The organism is Sphingobium xenophagum (genome assembly GCF_031457465.1).
In the GTDB taxonomy this organism is placed as follows: domain Bacteria; phylum Pseudomonadota; class Alphaproteobacteria; order Sphingomonadales; family Sphingomonadaceae; genus Sphingobium; species Sphingobium xenophagum_A.
Map to the genome: position 1 here is coordinate 23117 of NZ_JAVDWV010000017.1, position 21060 is coordinate 44176.

Annotated in this window: 23 protein-coding genes; 6 read left to right on the top strand and 17 right to left on the bottom strand. The window is 63.1% G+C overall.

From position 1 onward, the window contains the following. Position 1: 1 nt before the first annotated feature. The 5 genes from J2W40_RS16710 to J2W40_RS16730 all read right to left on the bottom strand — a co-directional run bounded on the left by J2W40_RS16710 (position 2) and on the right by J2W40_RS16730 (position 5868). Positions 2 to 1291 (bottom strand): adenylosuccinate synthase, encoded by a 1290-nt coding sequence (locus J2W40_RS16710; RefSeq protein WP_310226928.1) that lies wholly within the window; start codon positions 1289 to 1291, stop codon positions 2 to 4. A gap of 132 nt (positions 1292 to 1423) precedes the next feature. Beyond that, positions 1424 to 2560, bottom strand: a complete 1137-nt coding sequence (locus J2W40_RS16715; RefSeq protein WP_310227027.1) for an ATP phosphoribosyltransferase regulatory subunit — start codon at positions 2558 to 2560, stop codon at positions 1424 to 1426. 2 nt (positions 2561 to 2562) lie between these two features. Continuing rightward, positions 2563 to 2955, bottom strand: a complete 393-nt coding sequence (locus J2W40_RS16720) for an endonuclease domain-containing protein (RefSeq protein WP_310226930.1) — start codon at positions 2953 to 2955, stop codon at positions 2563 to 2565. A gap of 53 nt (positions 2956 to 3008) precedes the next feature. Then, positions 3009 to 4589, bottom strand: coding sequence for a phosphoglycerate dehydrogenase (gene serA, locus J2W40_RS16725; RefSeq protein ID WP_069065783.1), 1581 nt, complete (start codon positions 4587 to 4589; stop codon positions 3009 to 3011). 118 nt (positions 4590 to 4707) lie between these two features. After that, entirely contained in the window at positions 4708 to 5868 is a 1161-nt protein-coding gene (locus J2W40_RS16730; RefSeq protein ID WP_310226933.1) for a phosphoserine transaminase, read from the bottom strand. Positions 5869 to 6026: 158 nt separating this feature from the next. Here J2W40_RS16730 and J2W40_RS16735 point away from each other — a divergent pair, with 158 nt between their 5' ends. From J2W40_RS16735 to dapD, 4 genes are all read left to right on the top strand, one after another. Beyond that, the gene (locus J2W40_RS16735) at positions 6027 to 6707 is read left to right on the top strand and encodes an extensin family protein (RefSeq protein ID WP_409050394.1); all 681 of its coding nucleotides are present in this window, start codon (positions 6027 to 6029) and stop codon (positions 6705 to 6707) included. Between the two features lie 41 nt (positions 6708 to 6748). Beyond that, on the top strand, positions 6749 to 7624 hold the full coding sequence (locus J2W40_RS16740; protein ID WP_310226937.1) for an LOG family protein: 876 nt from the start codon (positions 6749 to 6751) through the stop codon (positions 7622 to 7624). A gap of 148 nt (positions 7625 to 7772) precedes the next feature. Beyond that, positions 7773 to 8444 (top strand): pyrimidine 5'-nucleotidase, encoded by a 672-nt coding sequence (locus J2W40_RS16745; RefSeq protein WP_310226940.1) that lies wholly within the window; start codon positions 7773 to 7775, stop codon positions 8442 to 8444. Then, positions 8441 to 9277, top strand: coding sequence for a 2,3,4,5-tetrahydropyridine-2,6-dicarboxylate N-succinyltransferase (gene dapD, locus J2W40_RS16750; RefSeq protein ID WP_310226941.1), 837 nt, complete (start codon positions 8441 to 8443; stop codon positions 9275 to 9277). The genes J2W40_RS16745 and dapD overlap by 4 nt, the downstream gene beginning before the upstream one ends. Before the next feature lie 51 nt (positions 9278 to 9328). Here the strand turns inward: dapD and J2W40_RS16755 are convergent, their stop codons facing one another. After that, complete coding sequence (locus J2W40_RS16755; RefSeq protein WP_310226942.1) at positions 9329 to 9901, bottom strand: PAS domain-containing protein; 573 nt, start codon at positions 9899 to 9901, stop codon at positions 9329 to 9331. A gap of 278 nt (positions 9902 to 10179) precedes the next feature. Between J2W40_RS16755 and J2W40_RS16760 the strand changes: the two genes are divergently transcribed. Then, the gene (locus J2W40_RS16760; RefSeq protein WP_310226944.1) at positions 10180 to 10719 is read left to right on the top strand and encodes a glycoside hydrolase family 108 protein; all 540 of its coding nucleotides are present in this window, start codon (positions 10180 to 10182) and stop codon (positions 10717 to 10719) included. Between the two features lie 10 nt (positions 10720 to 10729). Continuing rightward, positions 10730 to 11002: a 3TM-type holin gene (locus J2W40_RS16765; RefSeq protein ID WP_310226946.1), complete on the top strand. Its 273-nt coding sequence runs from the start codon at positions 10730 to 10732 to the stop codon at positions 11000 to 11002. 4 nt (positions 11003 to 11006) lie between these two features. Here J2W40_RS16765 and J2W40_RS16770 read toward each other — a convergent pair whose 3' ends face one another. The 11 genes from J2W40_RS16770 to ctaD all read right to left on the bottom strand — a co-directional run bounded on the left by J2W40_RS16770 (position 11007) and on the right by ctaD (position 21045). After that, positions 11007 to 11678 carry a hypothetical protein gene (locus J2W40_RS16770; RefSeq protein ID WP_310226948.1) on the bottom strand — a complete coding sequence of 224 codons (672 nt, stop codon included), beginning with the start codon at positions 11676 to 11678 and terminating at the stop codon, positions 11007 to 11009. A gap of 26 nt (positions 11679 to 11704) precedes the next feature. Next, a complete protein-coding gene (locus J2W40_RS16775; protein WP_310226950.1) occupies positions 11705 to 12475 on the bottom strand; it encodes a hypothetical protein in 771 nt (256 codons plus the stop codon). A gap of 553 nt (positions 12476 to 13028) precedes the next feature. Further along, positions 13029 to 13580, bottom strand: coding sequence for a hypothetical protein (locus tag J2W40_RS16780; protein ID WP_310226951.1), 552 nt, complete (start codon positions 13578 to 13580; stop codon positions 13029 to 13031). A gap of 57 nt (positions 13581 to 13637) precedes the next feature. Next, positions 13638 to 14507, bottom strand: coding sequence for a class I SAM-dependent methyltransferase (locus J2W40_RS16785; RefSeq protein WP_310226953.1), 870 nt, complete (start codon positions 14505 to 14507; stop codon positions 13638 to 13640). A gap of 80 nt (positions 14508 to 14587) precedes the next feature. Further along, positions 14588 to 15988 (bottom strand): threonine synthase, encoded by a 1401-nt coding sequence (gene thrC, locus J2W40_RS16790; protein WP_310226955.1) that lies wholly within the window; start codon positions 15986 to 15988, stop codon positions 14588 to 14590. Positions 15989 to 16032: 44 nt separating this feature from the next. Next, positions 16033 to 16692, bottom strand: a complete 660-nt coding sequence (locus J2W40_RS16795) for an SURF1 family cytochrome oxidase biogenesis protein (RefSeq protein WP_310226957.1) — start codon at positions 16690 to 16692, stop codon at positions 16033 to 16035. 85 nt (positions 16693 to 16777) lie between these two features. Further along, positions 16778 to 17605: a cytochrome c oxidase subunit 3 gene (locus J2W40_RS16800; RefSeq protein WP_310226959.1), complete on the bottom strand. Its 828-nt coding sequence runs from the start codon at positions 17603 to 17605 to the stop codon at positions 16778 to 16780. Between the two features lie 37 nt (positions 17606 to 17642). Further along, the gene (locus tag J2W40_RS16805; RefSeq protein ID WP_310227029.1) at positions 17643 to 18218 is read right to left on the bottom strand and encodes a cytochrome c oxidase assembly protein; all 576 of its coding nucleotides are present in this window, start codon (positions 18216 to 18218) and stop codon (positions 17643 to 17645) included. Then, the gene (locus J2W40_RS16810; protein ID WP_171899237.1) at positions 18218 to 18355 is read right to left on the bottom strand and encodes a hypothetical protein; all 138 of its coding nucleotides are present in this window, start codon (positions 18353 to 18355) and stop codon (positions 18218 to 18220) included. The genes J2W40_RS16805 and J2W40_RS16810 overlap by 1 nt, the downstream gene beginning before the upstream one ends. Next, on the bottom strand, positions 18352 to 19260 hold the full coding sequence (locus J2W40_RS16815) for a heme o synthase (protein ID WP_310226962.1): 909 nt from the start codon (positions 19258 to 19260) through the stop codon (positions 18352 to 18354). Before J2W40_RS16815 ends, J2W40_RS16810 begins: the two co-directional genes overlap by 4 nt. A gap of 90 nt (positions 19261 to 19350) precedes the next feature. Beyond that, positions 19351 to 21045 carry a cytochrome c oxidase subunit I gene (ctaD, locus tag J2W40_RS16820; protein ID WP_310226964.1) on the bottom strand — a complete coding sequence of 565 codons (1695 nt, stop codon included), beginning with the start codon at positions 21043 to 21045 and terminating at the stop codon, positions 19351 to 19353. Positions 21046 to 21060 lie beyond the last annotated feature (15 nt).

Below are 21060 nucleotides of genomic sequence, written 5' to 3' on the forward strand. Positions count from 1 at the left end.
CTTAATCCGCGAAAGGATCGCGCACGAGGATGGTATCCTCGCGCTCAGGACTGGTGGAGACGAGCGTGACCGGGCAACCGATCAGCTCTTCGATCCGGCGGATATATTTGATCGCCTGGGCAGGCAATTCTGCCCAGCTGCGCGCGCCCGCCGTGGTGTCGTGCCAGCCTTCGATGCTTTCGTAGATCGGCTGGGCCTTGGCCTGATCCTGCGCATGAGCGGGCAGATAGTCGTAGGTCTGCTCGCCGATCTTGTAGCCGACGCAGATTTGGAGCGTGTCGAAGCCGTCCAGCACGTCGAGCTTGGTGAGCGCGATGCCGGTTACGCCGGATACCGCGACCGACTGGCGCACCAGCACGGCGTCGAACCAGCCGCAGCGGCGCTTGCGCCCGGTGACGGTGCCAAATTCATGGCCGCGCTCGCCCAGCCGCTGGCCGGTGGCGTCCTCCAGCTCGGTCGGGAACGGGCCGGAGCCGACGCGGGTGGTGTAAGCCTTGACGATGCCCAGCACGAAGCCAGCCGCCGAGGGACCAAGGCCCGTGCCGCTCGCTGCCGTCCCCGCCACGGTGTTGGACGAGGTGACGAAGGGATAGGTGCCATGGTCGATGTCGAGCAACGTGCCCTGCGCCCCTTCGAACAGGATGCGCTTGCCCGCCGCCTTGGCGCGGTTGAGCGTCAACCAGACCGGCTTGACGAAGGGCAGGATGAAGTCGGCGATTTCGGTCAATTCCGCCATCAGTGCGGCACGGTCGATCGGCGGTTCGCCAAAGCCGGTGCGCAGTGCGTCATGATGGGCGGTCAGACGATCGAGCTGAGGACCAAGATCGTCGAGATGCGCAAGGTCGCACACGCGGATGGCGCGACGGCCGACCTTGTCTTCATAGGCAGGACCAATGCCGCGCCGGGTAGTGCCGATCTTGCCCGCACCGCTGGCATCTTCACGCAGCCCGTCGAGGTCGCGGTGGAAGGGCAGGATGAGCGGGCAAGTTTCGGCGATCTGAAGATTGTCGGGCGTGATGGCAACGCCCTGCGCGGACAATTTCGCGACTTCATCGCGGAAATGCCATGGGTCGAGTACCACACCGTTACCGATGACGCTGAGCGTGCCGCGCACGATACCCGACGGCAGCAGCGAGAGCTTATAGACTTTCTCGCCGACGACGAGCGTGTGGCCGGCATTATGACCGCCCTGGAAGCGGGCGACGACATCGGCGCGCTCCGACAGCCAGTCGACGATCTTGCCCTTGCCCTCGTCGCCCCATTGGGCGCCGATCACGGTTACATTTGCCATGGATACAGATCTCCGCCCGCCGCGCGGACCGGCCATGCCCTTCGACGGGACTCGGCATGCCGGTAGGATCGATTGGACGCAAAGCCGCCCTGTTCGCGCGGCGGTTAGCCCTGTGGCGGCCCCCAAGTCAAGTCAGAAGGGGCGAAGCTCCGTGCCGTCGAGCCAGTGCGAACAGCGCAGCTTCGCGCCATCCTCATCCCCGACCAGCGCCGCGACGGTGTGCCAGCCTTCGGCGCGCAGTTCAGCGGCGCGGGTCGCATCGGCACCCAGCGGCAGGAACAGGCGCTTGGGCGTTTCGCCGCCAAAGCCCGCGTCGATCAGCGGATCGGGATAAAGCGAGAAGCCCATTGCCGGTTCATCCTGCCCATTGGCATGGCAGATCGCATAGCTGCCACCCCGGCCGATTTCGCCGATAAAGCCTTCGGCGAAGATCGAGAAGCCAAACCAGTTCTGATATTCAAAGCCGTGTCGCTCGGTCGGGTCGAGCGTCAGGGTAATGTCCCAGCCGATCGGTTTCGCGATCGCGCGCAGACCAGCGATGCGGCTGTCGATCGCGCCGCCCAGGCTGGCGTTGAAGGCTTCCAGACGCTCCATCGCGGCGTGGAAGGGGCCGGTCGCTTCGATGAGGGGCAGATAGGCGGCGGCCTGCGGGCCAAGCGCAACCAGCGCGCCCGCATCCTTGGCGTCGAGTTCAGTACGCACCGCTTCCAGTTCGCCCGCCGCCAGTGGCAGCGGCCCGGCGGCCAGCATGTCGATCAGGTCGGGCAGGGTGAAGTCGATGGTGAGGCCGGTGACGCCCGCCGCCTGCAAGGCTTCGATCGCGACATTGACGATCTCCACGGCAGCGGCGACGCTGTCCGTGCCGATCAATTCAGCGCCGACCTGCAATTTCTCGCGCTCCGGGCGCAACTGGTTGGCCTTGAGGCGGATCACTGGCCCGGCATAGGACAGGCGCAAGGGGCGCGGTGCGGCGGCAAGGCGCGTGGCGGCGATGCGGCCGACCTGCGCGGTCATGTCCGGGCGTAGCGCCAGACTGCGCTGCGACACAGGATCGACGGCGCGGACCAGATCCTGCGCGCGCATGGATTTGAGGCGCTGGGTCAGCGTATCTTCAAATTCCGCGAGCGGCGGCATGACCCGCTCATAGCCATGGGTCGCCACCGTATCGAGCACGCGGCGGGCAAGCCGCGCGGAAGCTTCGGCCTGCGGCGGCAGGCGGTCGGATAATCCTTCGGGAAGAAGGCCGGGCGGGATCATGGGGGACGTCATGGTCATGGCCTTTGCTCCCTCTCCCCTGGGGGAGAGGGTTGGGGAGAGGGGGACACGCGCAACGCATCGGCAATCACGCTCAGAACACCCTCGATATTGTGCATGACATCGGGATTGGCAAAACGGATCACAGTATAGCCCAGCGATTCCAGAAACTCGGTTCGTCGGGCGTCATAGCGATCTTTGGCGGAATGTGTATCCCCATCAACTTCGATGATGAGGCGCGCGGCCTTTGAGGCGAAATCAACGATATAGGGGGCGATAATCGTCTGGCGCGTGAATTGCTGATTTTCGAAGCGGTTGGCACGCAGGGCGAGCCATAGCTTTTGTTCGGCGGGGGTAGGGTTGGCACGCATATATTTGGCGCGCTGCTTCAGTGTGGGATCTAGCCGCACCGTTGCTCCCCCTCTCCCAACCCTCTCCCCGGAGGGGAGAGGGCTTTAGGGCTTCACGCAAAGCGCAGCAGCTTGACCTGCTTCACGCCGGTCAGGTTGCAGATTTCCCAGCGCAGCGGTTCGGTGACGGTGCCATCGACCGAGAGCAGCAGCACCGCTTCACCGCCCTGGTTGCGACGGCCGAGGTGGAAGGTGCCGACATTGACGCCCGCCTCGCCCAGCGTCGAGCCCAGACGGCCGATGAAGCCAGGCGCGTCCTGGTTGACGATATAGAGCATGGTGCCGTCGAGATCGGCCTCCACCTTGATGCCGAACAGTTCGACAAGGCGCGGGCTGGTGGGGCCGAACAGCGTGCCTGCGACCGACTTGTCGCCATTTTCAGTGGTGACGGTGACGCGGATCAGCGTCTGATAGGCGCCTTCGCGGTCATGGCGCACTTCGCGCACGTCGAGGCCGCGTTCCTTGGCAAGGAAGGGCGCGTTAACCATGTTCACCGTGTCCGAATAAACGCGCATCAGGCCCGCCAGAACCGCCGCGGTGATGGGCTTCTGGTTCAGTTCGGCGGCATGGCCTTCGACTTCGACGGCAACGCCGGTGATCGCGTCGCCTTCAAGCTGGCCGACCAGGCTGCCGAGCTTTTCGGCGATCGCCATATAGGGCTTGAGCTTGGGGGCTTCTTCGGCCGACAGCGACGGGACGTTGAGCGCATTGGTGATGCCGCCGTCGAGCAGATAGTCGGACAGCTGGTCGGCGACTTGCAGCGCGACATTGACCTGCGCTTCGTCGGTCGATGCGCCCAAATGCGGGGTGCAGATGAAGTTCGGCGTGCCGAACAAAGGCGAATCCTTAGCCGGTTCAGTCTGGAACACGTCGAGCGCAGCGCCCGCTACCTGGCCCGAATCGAGCGCATCCTTGAGCGCGGCTTCGTCGATCAGGCCGCCGCGCGCACAGTTGATGATGCGCACGCCCTTCTTGGTCTTGGCCAGATTTTCGCGGCTCAGGATATTGCGGGTCTGGTCGGTCAGCGGCGTGTGCAGCGTGATGAAGTCGGCCTTGGCGAGCAGCGTGTCGAGATCCGCCTTTTCCACGCCCATTTCGATGGCGCGTTCGGGCGTCAGGAAGGGATCGAAGGCGACGACCTTCATCTTGAGGCCCAGCGCGCGGCTGGCGACGATCGAGCCGATATTGCCCGCGCCAATGAGGCCCAGCGTCTTGCCGGTGACTTCCACGCCCATGAAGCCGTTTTTGGGCCAGAGGCCTTGCTGGGTCTGGGCATTGGCTTCGGGCAATTGGCGGGCGAGCGCGAACATCAGCGCGATGGCATGTTCGGCGGTGGTGATCGAATTGCCGAACGGGGTGTTCATGACGATCACGCCCTTGGCGCTGGCATAGGGAATGTCGACATTGTCGACGCCGATGCCGGCGCGGCCGATGACCTTGAGGTTGGTGGCGGCGTCGAGGATCGCCTTGGTCACCTTGGTCGAGGAGCGGATGGCGAGGCCGTCATAGTCGCCGATGATGGCGATCAGTTCTTCGGGCGTCTTGCCGGTGATTTCATCGACTTCGACACCGCGTTCACGGAAGATTGCGGCGGCGCGGGGGTCCATCTTGTCGGAGATTAGGACTTTGGGCATGGATATGATCCTTAATATTACACCGTTCGGGCTGAGCCTGTCGAAGCCCTGCCCTTCTTGAAACGGTCGAAAGAAGTGCGGCCCTTCGACAAGCTCAGGGCGAACGGATGTTGGGCGTTCAGGCAGCCTTCACGGTCGCATAGGCCCAGTCGAGCCACGGACCCAGCGCTTCGATATCCGCCGTTTCCACGGTCGCGCCGCACCAGATGCGCAGGCCCGCCGGGGCATCGCGATAGCCCGCAATGTCATAGGCTGCGCCTTCCTTTTCGAGGAGGGCGGCGAAGGCCTTGATGAAGGCTTCGTCGGCACCTGCGACGGTCAGGCAGACGCTGGTCTTCGAGCGCGTGGCTTCATCGAGCGCGAGATGGCCGAGCCAGTCGCGTTCGGCCACGATCTTGCCGAGTGCAGCGGCATTGGCGTCGGAGCGGGCGATGAGACCCTGCAGCCCGCCCAACGACTTGCCCCATTCCAGCGCGAAGATCGCATCTTCGACCGCCAGCATGGACGGGGTGTTGATCGTCTCGCCCTTGAAAATGCCTTCGGCGAGTTTGCCCTTGGCCATCAGGCGGAAGACCTTCGGCAGTGGCCAGGCAGGCGTGTGGGTTTCGAGCCGTTCGACCGCGCGGGGGCCGAGGATCAGCACGCCATGGCCGCCCTCGCCGCCCAGCACTTTCTGCCAGGAGAAGGTGGCGACGTCGATCTTGGCCCAGTCGATGTCATAGGCGAACACCGCGCTGGTCGCGTCGGCGAAGGTCAGGCCTTCGCGGTCAGCGGGAATCCAGTCGGCATTGGGCACGCGCACGCCGGACGTGGTGCCGTTCCAGGTGAACAGCACGTCATGGGCGAAGTTCACACCGTTCAGATCGGGCAACTGGCCATAGTCGGCGCGGATGATCGTGGGGTCGAGCTTCAACTGCTTGGCGGCATCCGTGACCCAGCCTTCCCCAAAGCTTTCCCAGGCAAGCGTCGTGACCGGGCGGGCGCCCAGCATCGTCCACATGGCCATTTCAAAAGCGCCCGTGTCGGAGCCGGGCACGATGCCGATGCGGTGGGTGTCAGGCAGGCCGAGCAGTTCGCGCATCAGGTCGATGCAATAGGCCAAGCGGGTCTTGCCGATCTTGGCGCGATGCGAGCGGCCGAGCGACTCGGTTGCCAGCTTGTCCGCGCTCCAGCCCGGTGGCTTGGCGCAGGGACCGGAAGAAAAGAAGGGGCGGGCCGGACGGGTGGCGGGCTTTTCGGCGCGCGCAATGGTGGCGTCAACGGCAGTCAAATCAGTCATGTAGCGTCTCCTTACAGAGAGCAGCGCGGCGTTGGGGCCGCGTGGCCCGCCGATCGCCCTAGAGATTTCGGCGGGCCTGTCAAGGATGTTGCGAAAACGGGACGAGCTGATCGCGGCGTTAACTATCGTAAAGATTCGGGCTGCTACAGTGACGACTCATGACAGAGCGGGCGACATATATGACCCTATTGCGCAACATGGTCCTGGCCATGTTCATGGCAACGATGCTGAGCGCGTGCGGTAGCAATCTGGTCCCACGCGGCCGGGTAGCCAGCGTGTCCAAACCCGTGCGCCCGGCCCCCGTGCCAACGATGGAGGCGCGCCAATGTTTTGCGAAACTCCAATCGCAGGACGTGGCTTTCACGCCCCTGCCCGACCGCACCTTTGGCGGCGGATGCAGCGCGTTGAACAGCGTCAAGCTGCTCGACATCGGTGTGCCTGCCACCAATTTGGGGGCGATGACCTGCCCCTTGGCGGCCAATTTCGCCGCCTGGGCGCGCTATGGCGTGCAACCGGCCGCGCGCAGTATATTGGGGGCGGAAATCGTGCGGATCGAAACCTTTGGCACCTATAATTGCCGCCCGATCGCAGGCAGCGGCAAATTGTCCGAACATGCGCACAGCAATGCGATCGACATTGCTGCCTTCGTATTGGCCGACGGCCGCAAGATTTCGGTGCAGCAGGGCTGGCAGGGCGACCGGGATACAAGGCAGTTCCTCAAAACCGTGCATGCAAGCGCGTGCAAGCGGTTCAATACAGTACTTAGCCCCGATTATAATGCGGCGCATCACGACCATTTTCATTTCGACATGGGTGGCAAAGGTGGCTTTTGCCGGTAATCCGTCTTGGCAATGTCATCTCCACTCCTTAAATCGTGGGGATGACTAAGAAAGAGATTGAAGAACGCAAATTCCGTCCGGCCCGCGAAGAGGCCGACGATGCCGCCAAGCAGGTCGGCACCCCGCAAACCCAAAGCGCCGCCTATCGCCTCGCCTTTCAGGATACCGAATTCCTGTTGCGCGAAGATTTGCGCCCGGTGCGGTTCCAGTTGGAATTGTTGAAGCCCCAACTGCTGATGGACGAGGCGCGGATCGAGTCGACCTTCGTCTTCTACGGGTCGGCGCGGATTCCCGAACCCGACCAGGCGCAGGCACGGATCGACGCGGCCACCACGCCGCAGCAGCGGAAGATCGCGGAAAATCTGGCGGCCAAGGCGCGCTATTATGAGGAAGCCCGTGCGCTGGCGCGGATCGCGGCGCAATATCCGGTGAACGAAGCGGGATGTCGGCATTTCGTGGTCTGTTCGGGCGGTGGCCCCTCGATCATGGAAGCCGCCAATCGCGGTGCGACCGATGTCGGCCAGACGACGATCGGCATGAATATCGTCCTGCCGCATGAGCAGGCGCCCAATCGGTTCGTGACCCCGGAACTCAGCTTCCAGTTCCATTATTTCGCGCTGCGCAAGATGCATTTCCTGCTCCGCGCCCGCGCGCTTGCCGTCTTTCCCGGCGGGTTTGGCACATTCGACGAGATGTTCGAGCTGTTGACGCTGATCCAGACCGGCAAGATGAAGCCCATCCCCATCCTGCTGTTCGGCAAGGATTTCTGGAACCGGGTCGTGGATTTCGAGGCGCTGGCCGATGAAGGCGTGATTTCGCATGCCGACCTCGACCTGTTGACCTGGGTCGAGACGGCAGAGGATGCCTGGCAGGCCGTGCAGGCTTTTTATCATGACAGCGAACCGCTGGGATGCTGACGGTTTGCATCTAATAGTCGCTGGCCCGTCGATCTGAGATGAGAGGTGGGGCGATGGGGGCCCGCCTGCGCGGGGATGACGGTGAAGGGGAGGTTTTGACGCCCCTCGCCCCCTTGCCCTTACCCGCGCACCGGATTAGGGCGCGGCGATGCTTGGCGCACTGGACCATGTCGACACCTGGATCTTCGATCTGGACAATACGCTCTATCCGGCGAAGACGGACCTGTTCGCGCTGATCGATGTGAAGATGGGCGAATTCATCCAGGGCTTGCTGGGATGCGACCCGCAAGTCGCCCGCGAAACGCAGAAGCGCTATTTCATGGAGCATGGCACGACGCTGTCAGGGCTGATGCATCACCATGGCATCGCGCCGCATGATTTCCTCGACTATGTGCATGACATCTCGATGGACCGGCTGGAGGTCGACGCCGCCCTCAACGCGCATATCGCCGCGTTGCCGGGCCGTCGCCTGATCTTCACCAATGGCGACGCGGCCTATGCGGGCCGGGTGCTGGACAAGCTCGGCCTGGGCGACGCATTCGAGCTGATCCACGACATTCACGCCTGCCAATATGTGCCCAAGCCCGATCCGTCGGGCTATGCCGAACTGTGCCGGGTCCATGCCATCGACCCGACCCGCGCCGCCTTTTTCGAGGATATGGCCCGCAATCTGGCACCCGCCAAGGCGATCGGCATGGCGACCATCTGGGTCAATAACGGGTCCGAAGCGGGCAATCACGATCATCATCCCGATTTCATTGATTTCGAAACCGACCATCTGAGGCCTTTTCTGGCCAGCATTTTTGGGGAAACCGCATGACCGACCTTATCGCCACGATCGACGCCGCCTGGGAAGACCGGGCCAATGTCAGCCTTTCGACGCAGGGCGCGATCCGCGATGCCGTCAATGAGGCGCTGGCGCTGCTCGACAGCGGCAAGGGCCGCGTCGCCGAACCGACGGCGGACGGTTGGCAGGTCAATCAGTGGCTGAAGAAGGCCGTGCTGCTGTCCTTCCGCCTGAACGACAATGTGCTGATCGAAAACGGCCCTGGCGGCGGCTTCTGGTGGGACAAGGTGCCGAGCAAATTCGCTGGCTGGGGCGAGGCGGAGTTCCGCGCTGCCGGTTTCCGCGCTGTGCCGGGCGCCTTCGCGCGGGCGGGCGCGCATATCGCCAAGAATGCGATCCTGATGCCCAGCTTCGTCAATATCGGTGCGTTCGTTGATGAAGGCACGATGGTCGATGCTTGGGTGACGGTGGGGAGCTGCGCCCAGATCGGCAAAAATGTCCATTTGTCGGGCGGCGTGGGCATTGGCGGCGTGCTGGAGCCGTTGCAGGCCGATCCCGTCATCATCGAGGATGACTGTTTTATCGGCGCGCGGTCCGAAGTGGTCGAGGGCGTGCGCATCGGCAAGGGTTCGGTACTGTCAATGGGCGTGTTCATCGGCCAGTCGACCAAGATCATCGACCGTTCGACCGGGGAAATCTTCATGGGCGAAGTGCCGCCTTATTCGGTCATCGTGCCCGGCAGCCTGCCTGGCAAGCCCCTGCCCGACGGCACGCCTGGTCCCAGCCTCTATTGCGCCGTGATCGTCAAGCGGGTGGACGCGCAGACCCGCTCCAAGACCGGTATCAACGACCTGCTGCGCGACTGACGCAAAGCCGGTCGGTGCCCTTCGCGGTGCCGACCGGTCGCCGGACGCCGCTTAGTAGCCGGCCTCGATCGCCAGGCGAATCGCTTCGGCCCCGGTACGCACGCCCAGCGCCTTGAGCATGGCGGCGCGGTGCATCTTCACCGTGCGTTCGGTCAGACCCATGTCCCAGGCGATCTGTTTGTTGAGCTTGCCCGCCGTCATCGCCACCAGCACGTCGCGCTGGCGCGCGGTGAGCGCGTCGATCCGCAGACGCGCTTCGGCGGACCGCTGGGTCGCCTGCCCGTCCGGCTCGCCCACCGCCATTTGCGATCCCAGGAAATATTCGACCTCGCCCGTTTCGCCGAAGATCGGCGCGACCATCACGGCATTGCGGAACGGCGTGCCGTCCTTGCGATAATTCCACAATTCCACGATCGCTGGACGTTTCTCGCGAACCGCCTGGCGCAATTCGTCGGTTCGTTCCGCTTCGGTCGCCGGTCCTTTGAGGAAGCGACAATTATGCCCGATAATCTCGTCGCGACTATAGCCGGTCAGCGTCATGAAGGCTGCGTTGCAATCGACGATCGGATTGTCAGGCAGGCGCGGGTCGCTGATGACGGCGGGGATCGCACTGCTGGCAATCATTTCGGAAAGAGGCATGGACAAACGCACTCGCATCGAGGGGAGCGGGTTACAGAGAATGAACCGCACCCTTTGGTGCATATTGCCCCATATGGAATGGTTTCTGCAAGGGCGGGGCGAGAGGGAGACGGAATTTCCCAGTCCTGTCAGGGGATTCCGCCAGATCCACGCTCTTACTCGCGACGGAAACGCCATCCCTATGGTGCCGTCTGAATTTTTCCGCTGTCCTACATATAACCATATAGGATAAATGATTCGCCTCTTATTATGAGGAGGCGGATATGGACGTTGCGGACCTAATCGACGAAGTCATTGCGCGCGAGGGTGGCTATAGCAATCATCCCGCCGATCGCGGTGGGCCGACACATTGGGGGATTACGCAGGCCGTGGCGCGCGCCAATGGCTATGTCGGCCCGATGCAGGCGTTACCCCGCGCCCAGGCGGTGGCGATCTATCGACGGCTCTATTGGGACCAACCGGGCTATGGCTTCGTTGCCGAACTCGCGCCCACCATTGCCGCCGAACTGTTCGATACCGCGGTTAATATGGGCGTTTCGACGGCCACCGGCTTTTTACAGCGCGCGCTCAACGCGCTCAATCGCAACCAGCAGGATTATCCCGACCTCAAGCTTGACCGGGTGATTGGCGCGCGCACCCTTGGTGCCTTGCGCGCCTTCCGCGCCCTGCGTGGGGCAGCGGGAGAGCGCGTCTTATTCAAGGCGATCGACGCGATGCAGGGCGAACGCTATATCGCGCTCGCCGAACGCCGCCCCGCCAATGAAGCCTTCCTCTATGGTTGGCTCGCCAACCGTATCGGTTAGGGAGGGGCGTATGACGCAAACAAGCGAGGCGGCCGACGCGGCTGATCCCTGGACGCGGCGGGCGCGGCCGACCTTCCTCTATGTCATCTATGCGCTGCTGCTCTGGTCGGTGCCGATGGGCCTGATCGCAGGCTGGCGACCAGCAGTGGCGGACGCGATCATCGCCGGGATGCGCGCCTATTTCAACGCCCTGCCCGAACCGCTCTATGCGCTCTTTGGCACGGGCTATCTGGGCTATACTGCGGCGCGCGCCTGGGGGAAGGCGAAGGGTGTTGAGCGCTGAACGCTCAACGCCCTAAAGTAAGCAGCGCAATTAGAATAGCCGCCGACAAGGCGGCGACAAATACCAGGATCGCGCCGCCCCATGCCCGCAAAGGGCGCATATACAACATGGTGCGAAAAAGCATGGATTGAACCCAAAGATACCAGAGCGTCGCCAATCCGACGGCGCTCTGCCCTATTACCCACCGTTCCGGGCTGGCATGCTGCGTCGTCATCGTGGCGATCGCGACCATCAGCGCATAGACCGACACCAGATAGCATTGGCCGAAGAAGGGCGGCCGCAGATATTTGCGTTCGAGCGGCTGCCGCTTGCGCCGCACAACATGCAGAGCGGCGAACAGTGGGAGCAGACCATAGACGAAGGATCGCCACAGGATGAGGTTCTCATCCGAACCGACCACCATTGCGCCCACCGCATTATGCGCCTGAATATGTTGTGTGTTGAGGCCCAGTTCCAAGCCGTGCAACAGGCCTAGCGTGATCAGCAGCAGTAGGGGCGGACTGAGCGTATCGGTATATTGCTCTTCGTCGGCATCAGTCTGTTCGTGATTGGAATAATCGATCATGCGCAGCGGGTGCCGCACCACCAACCAGAGGGTGCGGGGATAGTAGATCAGCCAGCACAGCAATTCGAAGAGCAGATCTTCGAACGAGCGGATGAGCTTGAGAAAATCCAATCCCCGTCCCTTTCCTGGTGCGATCGTCAGAAGCGTCGATGCGCTGCGGCATCCACGGTGTCGCAAGTGCCGCGAAAGGCGTAGTCGGCCAAACCCTTGATGCTGATCTGTCCACTGTTGCGATTAATCTCGATCCGGGGCTTGTTAAGGCCATTCAGCCGATATTCGCCGGTAATCCGGTCAGGCTGCATCGAGACGTTATAAATGTCCCACCAACCATCGTCGGTGCCGCGCGAATGGAGCGGCGGGATGAGTTTCCTGGGCAGCTTGATATGGCCGCCCGCCTCCCAGAACTGGATCATGACCGAAGCGTCGAACTGCTCCGCCGTCATTTCGACGCGATTGCCATAGCGATAGCGCTTTTTGTCGGAATCCCAGGTCCAGCCATAGCTGTTGGCAACGCCAGGCCGCTGTCCATCGCCGAAACAGACCAGGCCGAGTTGGACCCGATCATTCGGCTGGGCGCTGTCATCCGCAGCATAGCTTGGTGCTGCACGGTCAGGCTGGGTCCGCGCATAGCCGATATCGGGCCTGTGGGGTGCCCCACCATGGCCACCTGGCGCGCTGGCAGATTCGCCGCAATCGAGCGCGGGGGATTCGGTGATGGCCTGATAGCGGCCGTCATAGGTGACGACGCTGAGGCATTGCCGACGATCGCCATTCCACCAAAAGGTCCATTTGCGGTCATCGCCGGTTTCGATCCGCACGAAGCGGTAGCCGCGCGCTTTGAGCTGGGTCTCGCCGCCTGCACCCTTGGCACCGACCAGATCGGCAACGTCGGCGGGCGTCTGGGCCATCGCCGACGCGGACAAAGACAGACCGAGGATGAAAAAAATATGGGACGCACGGATCACGGACATGGAGATACTCCCTGTTTCGTCCGCCCGCCGATCACAAGCATAGCGACTTTAAGCATAGGGAAAATAGCAAAAAGATGCGGTGCACTGAAAATGAGAGGGGCCGCCGAACCCACGGTTCGACGGCCCATCATTGACATGGTCAGCGGCCGAAAGTGCCGCCCAGGGGAAATGATTGTCGCGCTATCCTGCCTGCACGGGGATGGCCTGTCTGTTGGCGCTTGAAATCCCGTTTGCAGGGAGGATCGACGGCACAGCGTCGCTCAGCGGCGCATTTCCCGAATGGACTTGACCGACCCCATTGCTGAACCATGAGACATCGGATCACCTCCTTTCGCTATGTTGAAGCCCGCGTGGCCCGCTTCAGGCGTCTGCCCTTAGCCTGTCCACACCGCGAATGTGAATCAGGTGGGGAGGATGATCAAGCCTTGTAAAATTCTTTTTTCGAATCATACTTCTTCGTCCGCGCTTTTCCCAAGTGCGTCGAAATTCCCTATCCCCGGCAATCCTCGATCACCCGCGCAACCTCCGCCCAGGCAGGCAGGATCAACGGGGCGAGCCCTTGCACCTCCACCGCGAACTTGCCCCGGCTATAGGCGATCTGGTCCAGCGTGACGTCGGACGCGGCGCGGACGGCCTGGACCTGCGGTTGCGGCGCGGCAACGCTGGTGGTCGGCCACAGGACAGCGCCATAGCTCGTGCGCAGCGTCATCGCTCCCTGCCCGGTTCCCATGCGCATTATGACGATCCGGCTCGTCGCCCGGTCGCAGCGGAAGGCGAGCTGCGGAGTAGTCGCAGCGGGGCCGAATGACGCGACCGATCCGGTCGGTTCTGTCCGGTAGGTCCAGGTGCCGGGCGTCGTCGGGCGATTATGCCATTCCGTAGCTACCGGCGCGGGGCTAACAGGCGCAATCGGCTGTGTGGTCGGACCGGGTCGCGGGGTGGGCGTCGGCGCTGGGGCGGGTGCGCGCTGCGCGGGGCCGACACAGGAGCCGAGCAGGACCAGCAGGGGGGACAGGGCGGCAATGGAAGGAATGAGGCGCATCACCAACCCATGCCGGAGCCGGGCGGGCGGCTCAAGGCGAAAAGGCCAAAGTGACGCTTAGCGCCGCCAGCGCGCCCAGATGGCGGTGGGCAACAACAGGCCGCGCGCTTCCTCGCGCACCGCCAGTTCCCCGACCTCGACCGTGCCGGGCAGGTCGGCGAACGCCTGCCGCAGCAATTCGCCGATCGCCAGCGCCGACATGCGGACGGCATAGACGGTCAGGAACAGGAAACGGCTATCGGCATCAAGCAATTGGCGGCAATTGGCGATGAGGGCTGGCAAATCCTCCTCCAGTCGCCACACTTCGCCGTCGGGGCCGCGCCCATATTTGGGCGGGTCGAGCAAGATGCCGTCATAGCGGCGGCCGCGCCGGACTTCGCGGGCGACGAATTTGGCCGCATCCTCGACGATCCAGCGAATCGGCTTGTCCGCCATGCCGGAAAGATCGGCATTGGCACGCGCCTGCGCCACCGATTTCTTCGACGCATCGACATGGACCATGCGCGCGCCACTGGCCGACATGGCGAGCGTACCGACGCCGGTATAGCCGAACAGGTTCATGACCTCTGCCTCCGCCTTGTCGGCGGTGCGTTCCCGCATCCAGTCCCACACAGGCGCCATGTCCGGGAAGAAGCCGAGATGGCGGAAGGGGGTGCAACTCGACTGGAAGGTCACTTCCTGCCAGCGCAGCGGCCAGCCATCGGCCGGGACCGGCTGGTCATAATACCAGCGACCGCCGCCATCCTCGTCCGATCCAGGGACGAATTCGGCGTCGGCCTTCCAGTCGTCGGTTGCGGGTGCCCACATGGCCTGCGGTTCGGGGCGGATGAAACGGTAGCGGCCATAGCGCTCCAGCTTGCGGCCGTTGCCCGAATCGATCAGGCCATAATCGGCCCAGGGTTCGCCGATGAGGGTTTTGAGTTCCATAACAATTTCCCGTTCGGTTCGAGCCTGTCGAGAACCCTCGCGCATCCGGTTCTCGACAAGCTGGAACCGAACGGAGTTGGTTATGCCCTGGGCGTCGCGCGCTCGGCGACATAGGCGGTTACCGCCTCGAACGTGCCGGGCAGCTTCACATAGCTTTCCTCACGCGCGAACAGGTCGCCGACGCGGGCGGGCAGCGGTGGACGGGTGCCGGTCGCGCGCTCGACCGCGTCGCGGAACTTGGCCGGGTGCGCGGTTGCCAGCGTGACGACCGGGATCGACGCATCGACGCCAGCCTCGCGCGCGGCGGCAAGGCCGATGGCGCTGTGCGGGTCGATGATCTGCCCCGATCCGTCATAGGCCCAGCGCATCGCCATGGTCATGCTGTCGGCATCAATCCGGGCCGACGAGAAAAGCGCCGCCGCGCCGTCGCGCTGGGCGTTGGTCAGGCGCATAGCCTTGCTGGCTTCGAACCCGCGCATCTGATCGGCGAGCGCTTGGCCATTCCGACCGCCCGCGTCGAACAACAGCCGCTCGAAATTGGAGCTGACCTGGATGTCCATGCTGGGCGTCGCGGTCGGCACGACCTGACCCTGGCTGTAATCGCCGTCGGACAAGGCGCGATGCAAGATGTCGTTGACGTTGGTTGCGACGATCAGCTTGGCGACGGGCAGCCCCATCTTAGCCGCGACATAGCCCGCAAACACGTCGCCGAAATTGCCGGTGGGGACCGAAAAGGCGACTGGCCGTTCGGGCGCGCCCAAACGAACCGCGGCGTAGAAATAATAGACGACCTGCGCCATCAAGCGCGCCCAGTTGATGGAGTTGACCGCAGACAGGTTGAAGCGGCGCGAGAAATCCACATCGTTGAACATGCGCTTCACCAGCGCTTGCGCATCGTCGAAACTGCCGTCGATCGCGATATTATAGACGTTGGGCGCGCGCACCGTCGTCATCTGCCGCCGTTGCACGTCGGACACCCGGCCATCGGGATGGAGCATGAAGATATCGATTTTCTCACGACCCGCCACGGCATCGATCGCCGCCGACCCGGTATCGCCCGACGTTGCGCCGACGATCGTCAGATGATCGTCACGGCGCGACAGGAAGCGTTCGAACAATTGCCCCAGCAGTTGCAGCGCGACGTCCTTGAACGCCAGCGTCGGGCCGTGGAACAGTTCGAGCAGCCAATGCTGATGATCGAGTTGCACCAGCGGCACGACCGCCTGATGGCTGAACCGGCTATAGGCAGTGGTGCAAAGCTCGCGCAGTTCTTCTTCGGTCAGCGATTCCGCGACGAAGGGCGTCATGACCCGCACCGCGGTTTCGACATAGGACAGGCCGCCAAGGGCGCGAATGTCGTCGGCCGAGAAACTGGGCCAACTTGTCGGCAGATATAGCCCGCCATCGGACGCCAGCCCCGCCAGCGTCACATCCTCGAAACCGAGCGACGGCGCGCTCCCCCTGGTGCTTTGATATTGCATGATGGGAAAGCGCGGTAGCGACCCACGCGCCGCTGGGCAAGTATTTACGGGGCTTTGGCCGCGTTCCGGCGGCGCAGCGCGAGAATATAGATGATGATGGCGATTGCGGCGAAGAAGAACCACTGCACCGCATAGGCGAGATGATTGTTGGGGACGTCGGCCGCGCTGGGCGGCGCGCTGGCCTTCATGCCCGTTGGCGCGGTGCGCGCGATGAGCATGGGTCGCAGCGGCGTCGCCTTGCCGCCTATGCGCGAAATGAGGGCGCGATGGTCCGGCTCTTCGCTGATCCATCCTGCGATCTGGCCGCCGGTCCAATCGGGCTTGGCATCGGGCCGCTGCGTCACGCCGATCGCGACGAGTGCGCCCGGTCCTTCCGCGCCGGTCGCACATTGCGCGATATGGCGATAGCCGGTGCTGCCGTCCGCCGCGCGGCCAGCCTCCACCTGCCAGCCGACCACGCGCAGGCAATGGAGCGACGAAGGGCGAAAGAGCAGGTCGGGTCCGACCGGGGGCATCGCCGGAAAGGCGACGGGCGGCTTGCCGGGATTGCTGGCCGCTAGGTTCAACGCCGCTGTCTTTTCGGCACGCCGATCAATCTGCCAGATGCCGAGGCCGATCATGACCAGGACGGCGAGCGCAACGATGATGGTCGGGATCAGGGGGATGCGCGTGGTGCGCGGGGCGGGATCGGGCAAGGGGTCCATGGGCTGGATGCATAGCGCCCCGCGGCGCAAAAGAAAACGGCCGGAGCGATGCCCCGGCCGTGCGTCTCATTATCGGGGATGGTGCTTAGCCGTGAACCGGCGCGCCCCAGCCACCCCAGACATAGATGGCGACGAAGAGGAACAGCCACACCACGTCGACGAAGTGCCAGTACCAGGCGGCCGCTTCGAAGCCGAAATGCTGACGCGGGGTGAAGTGGCCCTTATAGGCGCGCGCCAGGTTGACGATCAGGAAGATCGTGCCGACCAGAACGTGGAAGCCATGGAAGCCGGTCGCCATGTAGAAGGCCGAGCTATAGGGATTGCCGCCGAAATCGAACGGGGCGTGGGCATATTCATAGGCCTGCACGCAGGAGAAGACCGCGCCCAGGATGATCGTGCACCACAGACCCTTGATCATGCCATCGCGATCGCCGTGGATCAGCGCATGGTGCGACCAGGTGATGGTCGTGCCCGAACAGAGCAGGATCAGCGTGTTGAGCAGGGGCAGTTCGAAGGCATTCATCACTTCCACGCCCTTGGACGGGAACAGGCCGTCGATCGGGGGAAGTTCGCTGGGGAACAGGGCGAAATCGAAAAAGGCCCAGAACCAGCCGACGAAAAACATCACTTCGGACGCAATGAACAGGATCATGCCGTAGCGCAGATGGAGTTGCACCACCGGGGTATGATCACCGGCATGGGCCTCGGCGACGACATGCGCCCACCAGCTGTAGAAGGTGAAGAGAACGCCCGCGAAACCGAGCATGAACACCCAGCCGCCGCCGGCGGGCAGTGCATCGGGATGCATCCACATGATCGCGCCGAACGCCATGATCAGCACCGACATCGAACCGAACAACGGCCAGATGCTGGGCGGGAGAATATGATAATCGTGATTCTTGGCGCCTGCCATGACGTGCTCTTCCCTGTTCGCGTTATCGTTGCTTGCCTTAGCTTGCCTTCTTGCCCGGCTCAACCGGGTAGAATGTGTAGCTCAGCGTAATCTGTTGCGTGTCCTTGTTGTCGGGATCGTCGAGGATCTTGGGATCGACGAAATAGAGGACGGGCATCCGCACCTCCTGGCCCGGCTGCAAGGTCTGCTCGGTGAAGCAGAAACACTGGATCTTGGTGAAATAAGCGCCCGCCTGGCTGGGCGTGACGTTGAAACTGGCGGTGCCGGTCACTGGCTTGTCGGACATGTTCTTCGCGATGAAGATCGCCATGTCCTTGCGCCCGACGGTGACGGTGTCCGTCCGATGTTCGGGGTAGAATTGCCAGGGCATGCCTGGCTGGACGTTCGAATCGAAGCGGATCGACATGGCGTGGCCAGCCGCTTCGCTGACCTGCACATTGGCGTCCGCGCGCATGGTGGTGCCGCCGAACCCGGTCTGTTCACAAAAGATGCGGTAGAGCGGGACCGACGCGAAACCGAGCGCCAGCATCGACAGGCCGACGCCCGCCATGGTGAGCATCGTCCGGCGGTTGCGCCGGTCGCGATCGAAGGGGGACGGCGGTAGTGTTGCCATCATAGCGTGTCGCTCGTGCCGATCTTCGCCAGGGTGATGGCGAAGAAGAGGATGACGAAAAAGCCGAGCAGCAGGCCCGTGACGAGCGAGCGCGACTTCTGCCGGGCGCGGATGATGTCTTCTTCTTCGGGGGTCATGCCATTACCCAGCGGTCGACGACCACTGCTCCAAAGAGAAGGAAAAGATAGAGGATCGAATATTTGAACAGACGCCGCTCCGGCCCCATCCGCGTCTGATCGCTTTCACGGCGGCGATAGACCTGGAAGGCGAAAACCGCGAACAGTGCCGTGCCGAGAAAGGCGACCGTGCCGTAGATCGGCCCGGTCAGGCGCAGAAGCACCGGGGCCATGGCCGCGACCGCCATGATCGCGGTGTAGAACCAGATCTGGCGGCGGGTGACGACTTCGCCGGACACGACGGGCAGCATCGGAATACCGGCAGCGGCATAATCGGTCTTCACGAACAGCGCGAGCGCCCAGAAATGGGGCGGTGTCCAAAAGAAGATCAGCATGAACAGCGCGATCGGCAGCGCGGTGATATCGCCAGTGACGGCGGCCCAGCCGATGACTGGCGGGAATGCGCCCGCTGCGCCGCCGATGACGATATTCTGCGCCGTACGGGGCTTGAGCCAGATGGTGTAGACGAAGACGTAGAAAAGGATCGAGACGGCCAGGACCGCAGCGGCGAGCCAGTTGGTCGCCATGCCCATCAGGATGACCGAGAAGAAGGACAGGCCGACGCCGAAATGGAGCGCCGACTGGCGATCCATCCGCCCGGCGGGCAGCGGCCGATTGGCGGTGCGCTTCATCTTCGCGTCGATATCCGCCTCATACCATTGGTTGAGGCTGGCGGCCGCCCCTGCGCCAAGGGCGATGCAGAGGATGGCCGTAAAGGCGAGGACCGGATGGATGGAACCAGGCGCGGCGAGAAGCCCGCACAGACCCGTGAACACCACCAGCGTCATGACGCGCGGCTTGGTCAGCGCGAGGAAGTCGCGCCAATGGGCCGTAATCGGGGTCGAGGTCATCGTCGCGGTCGTCATATCGGTTCCGGCCCCACCATTTGGGGGCATATAGCATAAGGGGGGCGGGCGACCATCACCCGCCCCCGATCATGTCAGTCCGTGCTGCGATCAGTGATGCGCGGCATCGTCGATCACGGGCAGGGTTTCGAACTGGTGGAAGGGCGGCGGGCTGGACAGGGTCCATTCCAGCGTCGTTGCGCCTTCACCCCAGGGATTGCCTGCGGCCTTCTTGCCGGCCGCCAGCGACCAGAAGATGTTGATGAAGAAGATCAGGATACCAACGGCCATGATTTCATAACCATGGCTGGCGATCTTGTTCCAATAGGCGAAGGCTTCCGGATAATCGGGATAGCGACGCGGCATGCCCGACAGGCCCAAGAAGTGCATCGGGAAGAACAGCAGGTTCACGCCCACGAAGAACACCCAGAAATGCAGGTGGCCGAGGAACTCGTTATACATGCGGCCCGACATTTTCGGGAACCAGTAGTAGAAGCCCGCGAACAGGCCGAACACGGCACCCAGCGAGAGGACGTAGTGGAAGTGCGCCACGACATAATAGGTGTCGTGCAGCACGTCGTCCACGCCGCCATTGGCCAGCACGACGCCGGTGACGCCGCCCACGGTGAAGAGGAAGATGAAGCCCAGCGCCCAGACCATGGGGGTCTTGAAGCTGATAGACCCACCCCAGATGGTCGCGATCCACGAGAAGATCTTGATGCCCGTGGGCACCGCGATGACCATCGTGGCGGCAGTGAAATACATCTTCACATTGACCGACATGCCGGTGGTGAACATGTGGTGCGCCCACACGACGAAGCCGACGACACCGATCGCGACCATGGCATAGGCCATGCCGAGATAGCCGAAGACGGGCTTGCGGCTGAAGGTGGAGATGATCTGGCTGACGATACCGAAACCGGGCAGGATCATGATGTAGACTTCGGGGTGGCCGAAGAACCAGAAGAGATGCTGGTACAGTTCGGGATCGCCGCCGCCGGCTGCATCATAGAAGGTGGTGCCAAAGTTGCGGTCGGTCAGCAGCATGGTGATCGCGGCAGCGAGGACCGGCAGCGCGAGCAGCAGCAGGAAGGCGGTGACCAGCACCGACCAGACGAACAACGGCATCTTGTGCAGGGTCATGCCCGGCGCGCGCATGTTGAGGATGGTGGTGATGAAGTTGACCGCACCCAGGATCGAGCCAGCGCCCGCAATGTGCAGCGAGAGGATCGCCATGTCGACGGCCGGGCCAGCCGAACCGCTGGTCGACAGCGGCGCATAGACCGTCCAGCCAGTGCCCGCGCCATAGCCGGTGCCACCAGGCACGAAGGCCGAGCCGAGCAGCAGCGCGAAGGCGGGGATAAGCAGCCAGAAGCTGATATTGTTCATCCGCGGGAAGGCCATGTCCGGCGCGCCGATCATGATCGGCACGAACCAGTTGCCAAAGCCGCCGATGATCGCTGGCATCACCATGAAGAAGACCATGATGAGGCCGTGCGCGGTGATCAGCGCGTTCCAGAGGTGATAGGCCTGATCGAGCGAGGCAGGCTCGGCGCCCAGCATCGCATGCTGGATATTGGCCCAGCCCTGCAGATACTGGATGCCCGGCTCTGCCAGTTCGACGCGCATCAGGCCCGAAATCGCGCCGCCGACAACGCCGGCGAAGATCGCGAAGATCAGATAGAGGGTGCCGATGTCCTTGTGGTTGGTGGACATGAACCAGCGCTGGAAGAAGGCCGGCTTGTGATCGGCGTCATGATGATCATGAGCATGATCGCCGTGATGATCTGCGGTGATAGTGGTCATGGCGTATCTGCCCTC

Bases quoted from the DNA above. Each gene is read 5' to 3' on its own strand.
- J2W40_RS16800 (WP_310226959.1), bottom strand. From the start codon at position 17,605: ATGGCAGGCGCCAAGAATCACGATTATCATATTCTCCCGCCCAGCATC.
- thrC (WP_310226955.1), bottom strand. From the start codon at position 15,988: ATGCAATATCAAAGCACCAGGGGGAGCGCGCCGTCGCTCGGTTTCGAG.
- J2W40_RS16780 (WP_310226951.1), bottom strand. From the start codon at position 13,580: ATGCGCCTCATTCCTTCCATTGCCGCCCTGTCCCCCCTGCTGGTCCTG.
- J2W40_RS16765 (WP_310226946.1), top strand. From the start codon at position 10,730: ATGACGCAAACAAGCGAGGCGGCCGACGCGGCTGATCCCTGGACGCGG.
- J2W40_RS16760 (WP_310226944.1), top strand. From the start codon at position 10,180: ATGGACGTTGCGGACCTAATCGACGAAGTCATTGCGCGCGAGGGTGGC.
- J2W40_RS16805 (WP_310227029.1), bottom strand. From the start codon at position 18,218: ATGGCAACACTACCGCCGTCCCCCTTCGATCGCGACCGGCGCAACCGC.
- serA (WP_069065783.1), bottom strand. From the start codon at position 4,589: ATGCCCAAAGTCCTAATCTCCGACAAGATGGACCCCCGCGCCGCCGCA.
- J2W40_RS16815 (WP_310226962.1), bottom strand. From the start codon at position 19,260: ATGACGACCGCGACGATGACCTCGACCCCGATTACGGCCCATTGGCGC.
- ctaD (WP_310226964.1), bottom strand. From the start codon at position 21,045: ATGACCACTATCACCGCAGATCATCACGGCGATCATGCTCATGATCAT.
- J2W40_RS16730 (WP_310226933.1), bottom strand. From the start codon at position 5,868: ATGACTGATTTGACTGCCGTTGACGCCACCATTGCGCGCGCCGAAAAG.
- J2W40_RS16785 (WP_310226953.1), bottom strand. From the start codon at position 14,507: ATGGAACTCAAAACCCTCATCGGCGAACCCTGGGCCGATTATGGCCTG.
- J2W40_RS16715 (WP_310227027.1), bottom strand. From the start codon at position 2,560: ATGACGTCCCCCATGATCCCGCCCGGCCTTCTTCCCGAAGGATTATCC.
- J2W40_RS16795 (WP_310226957.1), bottom strand. From the start codon at position 16,692: ATGGACCCCTTGCCCGATCCCGCCCCGCGCACCACGCGCATCCCCCTG.
- J2W40_RS16735 (WP_409050394.1), top strand. From the start codon at position 6,027: ATGACAGAGCGGGCGACATATATGACCCTATTGCGCAACATGGTCCTG.
- dapD (WP_310226941.1), top strand. From the start codon at position 8,441: ATGACCGACCTTATCGCCACGATCGACGCCGCCTGGGAAGACCGGGCC.
- J2W40_RS16755 (WP_310226942.1), bottom strand. From the start codon at position 9,901: ATGATTGCCAGCAGTGCGATCCCCGCCGTCATCAGCGACCCGCGCCTG.
- J2W40_RS16775 (WP_310226950.1), bottom strand. From the start codon at position 12,475: ATGGCCCAGACGCCCGCCGACGTTGCCGATCTGGTCGGTGCCAAGGGT.
- J2W40_RS16710 (WP_310226928.1), bottom strand. From the start codon at position 1,291: ATGGCAAATGTAACCGTGATCGGCGCCCAATGGGGCGACGAGGGCAAG.
- J2W40_RS16745 (WP_310226940.1), top strand. From the start codon at position 7,773: ATGCTTGGCGCACTGGACCATGTCGACACCTGGATCTTCGATCTGGAC.
- J2W40_RS16810 (WP_171899237.1), bottom strand. From the start codon at position 18,355: ATGACCCCCGAAGAAGAAGACATCATCCGCGCCCGGCAGAAGTCGCGC.
- J2W40_RS16740 (WP_310226937.1), top strand. From the start codon at position 6,749: ATGACTAAGAAAGAGATTGAAGAACGCAAATTCCGTCCGGCCCGCGAA.